Source organism: Micromonospora sp. NPDC047756 (assembly GCF_055587245.1).
Genome location: NZ_JBVJGQ010000018.1, coordinates 1 through 1,389, shown reverse-complemented (window position 1 = coordinate 1,389; position 1,389 = coordinate 1). Strand labels below are relative to the sequence as shown.

The window sequence follows — 1,389 nt, the reverse complement described above, 5'->3', positions numbered from 1 at the left end:
TCGACTTTCAGGATCAGGCGTCGTCGTGCCGGTGGCAACGCGACCACGCCGAAGGCTTGGTCGCCGGTCATGGCCGGATCGTGGTGGAGTTCTTCGACGAGGGCGTCTCCCGCCGAGTGCCCTGGCCGGACCGGCCGCAGGCGGCACGGCTGCTCGACGCCGTGATGGACTCGGCGCGCGGATTCGACGCGATCGTTGTTGGGGAGTACGAGCGCGCCTTCCACGGCCAACAGCTTGAACAGTTGACCCCTACCCTCGTTCGGCACGGCGTGCAGTTGTGGCTGCCGGAAACCTATGGGCCGGTGGACTTCAACAACCCGCGGCAGTTGGCGTTGCTGGACCTGCTCGGCGTGCACTCCCAGCGGGAGGTGTCCCGGGCCCGGCATCGCACCACCGCGGCCATGCGCGCTCAGGCAGAGTTGCAGGGCCGACATCTCGGCGGCCGGCCACCCTACGGCTACCGGCTCGCCGACGCCGGCCCTCATCCGAACCGCGCCCACGCCGCCTGGGGACGGCGCCTGCACCGCTTGGAGCCCGACCCTGCCACCGCACCCCACGTCCGGTGGATCTTCGAGCAGCGGCGTGCCGGCCGGAGCGTGGCCAGCATCGCCCGCGCCCTCAACGACAACGGCGTCGCGTGCCCGTCCGGCGCCGACCCAGCGCGTAACCCCCACCGCAGCGGCCGCCAGTGGATGCTCACCACTGTCGCGGCGATCCTGGCCAACCCCCGCTACACCGGGCGGCAGGTCTGGAACCGTCAACGCACCGACCGTGACGCCCTCCCTGACAAGGGAACCTTCGATCGACACCACGAGATCCAACGGTGGAGCGCCTCCACTGACTGGGTCATCTCCCGCGAGGTCGCGCATACTCCGCTGGTCAGCGAAGAACACTTCGTCGCCGTCCAGGCAATCCACACCGCACCGACCCCCGCCGATGGCATCCCCCGCTGCTACTTGTTGGCCGGAGTGATTTGCTGCGGCGTGTGCGGCCGGATCATGGACTCCCACTGGGTCCACGACCGTGCCAGCTACCGATGCCGGCACGGCAATACCAGCACCCGCCCCACCTCGTCGAGGCGACAGAAGACCCTCTACGTCCGAGAGGACCATCTCCTGGACAGGATTCGACACGACAGCTGGCTGCGTCGGCACCACCCGGCGATGCGCGACCAGGATCCCGCCAGCGTCGCGGGCTACCTGCGGCTCAACAACATGGTCATCGTGTGTGACCACGACGCTTGGACCATCGAAACTGACACGGCGGTCTTCCCGCTCACCGCCCCGACGAGCGTCCTGACCCGCACAGCAAAGATCCCCGCCCAACGGGACGGGGATCGCTCGAAACGCGAAGAGAAATCACGCTTTGTGGGGAAATAACGTGTCCGAG

General features: G+C 68.2%; 1 protein-coding gene. It reads left to right on the top strand.

What is annotated here, in order from left to right; translation table 11 throughout:
- Window positions 1–1,379: recombinase family protein (locus ACZ6NZ_RS32330; RefSeq protein ID WP_465861637.1), on the top strand; the 1,379-nt coding region annotated here is incomplete at its 5' end.
- Window positions 1,380–1,389: the final 10 nt, after the last annotated feature.